This window comes from Butyricicoccus sp., from assembly GCF_050872565.1.
Lineage (GTDB): Bacteria > Bacillota > Clostridia > Oscillospirales > Butyricicoccaceae > Butyricicoccus_A.
This window is the reverse complement of record NZ_JBNMHC010000433.1, coordinates 1-1,645: the sequence shown is the minus strand read 5'-3', so window position 1 is coordinate 1,645 and position 1,645 is coordinate 1. Positions and strand designations below refer to the sequence as shown.

Annotated in this window: 3 protein-coding genes; all 3 read right to left on the bottom strand. The window is 52.7% G+C overall.

What is annotated here, in order from left to right:
• Window positions 1-84: 84 nt before the first annotated feature.
• A complete protein-coding gene (gene hisI / locus ACR0P9_RS12230; protein ID WP_216470727.1) occupies window positions 85-417 on the bottom strand; it encodes a phosphoribosyl-AMP cyclohydrolase in 333 nt (110 codons plus the stop codon).
• A gap of 9 nt (window positions 418-426) precedes the next feature.
• Window positions 427-1,200, bottom strand: a complete 774-nt coding sequence (gene hisF, locus ACR0P9_RS12225; protein WP_432620541.1) for an imidazole glycerol phosphate synthase subunit HisF — start codon at window positions 1,198-1,200, stop codon at window positions 427-429.
• Between the two features lie 2 nt (window positions 1,201-1,202).
• The coding region (locus ACR0P9_RS12220; protein WP_432620539.1) for a HisA/HisF-related TIM barrel protein at window positions 1,203-1,645 on the bottom strand (443 nt) is incomplete at its 5' end.

Sequence of the window (1,645 nt, the reverse complement as noted above, 5' to 3'; positions counted from 1 at the left end):
GCACAATTCTTTTCACGAGGTGACCCATATGTACTCCAAAAACAAAGGCACGAAGCCGCAGCTTGCGGTCTCGTGCCTTTTTTCTTATTCCTCTGGCTTTTTCCAGATTGGTTCCTGATAGAAGCAGGTGCGATTGCCGGTGTGGCAAGTCGGTCCCTTCGGAATACCGCGATAAATGAGTGTATCATCATCGCAGTCGGTCAAAATCTCGCTGACAAAAATGAAATTGCCCGAAGTTTCGCCCTTGTTCCACAGCTTCTGACGGCTGCGCGAGAAAAACCACGCGGTGCCGGTCTCCATGGTGTTTGCTAGAGCCTGCTTATTGGCATAGCCCAGCATGAGCACTTCATTGTTCCGCTCATCCTGACAGATAACCGGAATCAGCTCTCCTTTTTTGAAAAATTTATCTAAATTCATCGTATTTCCTCACAGTCTTACCGGAATGTTCTTGCCGTTCAGATATTCCTTTACCTGCGGAACTGTCAGCTCTCCGTAATGGAACAGAGAAGCCGCCAGAGCCGCATCGGCACCGGTCTTTTCAAATACTTCAGCAAAATGCTCCAAATTGCCGCAGCCGCCGGATGCAATGACCGGAATGCCGACAGACTGTGCGACCATATCCGTCAAATTCAGCTCAAAACCGGATTTTGTGCCGTCCTTGTCCATCGAAGTCAGCAGAATTTCGCCTGCGCCCAGCGCATAGACTTCCTTTGCCCATGCGACAGCGTCCAAACCCGTCGGCTTTCTGCCGCCTGCCACATATACCTCATAGCCGCTCGGACACTGTTCCAAATCGGTGCAAGCACGTGCGTCAATCGCGACAACCACACACTGGCTGCCGAACTTCTGTGCAGCCTCTGCAATGAGCTGCTTGTTGGACACAGCCGCCGAGTTGACAGAAATCTTATCTGCACCGGCGCGGAGCAGTTCCTTAAAGTCATCGCTTGTGCGGATGCCGCCGCCGACAGTCAGCGGAACAAACACCTGCTGTGCGGTGCGGCGTACTACGTCCGCAATGGTCTGGCGGTTCTCATAGGTCGCTGTAATGTCCAAAAAGACAATCTCATCCGCGCCCTGCTGCGAATAAAAGGTTGCCAGTTCTACCGGATCGCCTGCATCGCGCAGATTGACAAAGTTGACGCCCTTGACCACACGGCCATCATTGACATCCAAGCAAGGGATAATACGTTTTGCGAGCATCGTTACGCCTCCCCTGCTGCCACAGTAATTGCCTGCTTGACATCCAGCTGACCGGTATAAACGGCTTTACCGGCAATGGCTTCTTCAATGCCCATATCGCGCAGTTTTGCAATGTCTTCCAGCGTAGAAACGCCGCCGGATGCCACAATGCCGCAGGAAACGGCATCGCGCAGTGCCTGCAGCTGAGCAAAGTTCGGGCCAGACAGCATACCGTCCTTATCAATATCCGTAAAGATGATGGTCTGGACGCCGTAAGACTCCATCAGCTTGGCAAAAGCAATGTAATCCGTGCCGCTGTCCTTGATCCAGCCCTCGGTACGAACGGTGCCGTGCAGTGCATCAATGCCGACAGCAATTTTATCACCGTATTTCTCGCAGGCTTCCTTGACAAATTCCGGATTCTTCACCGCCGCAGAGCCGATAATGACGCGCTTGACGCCCAGCT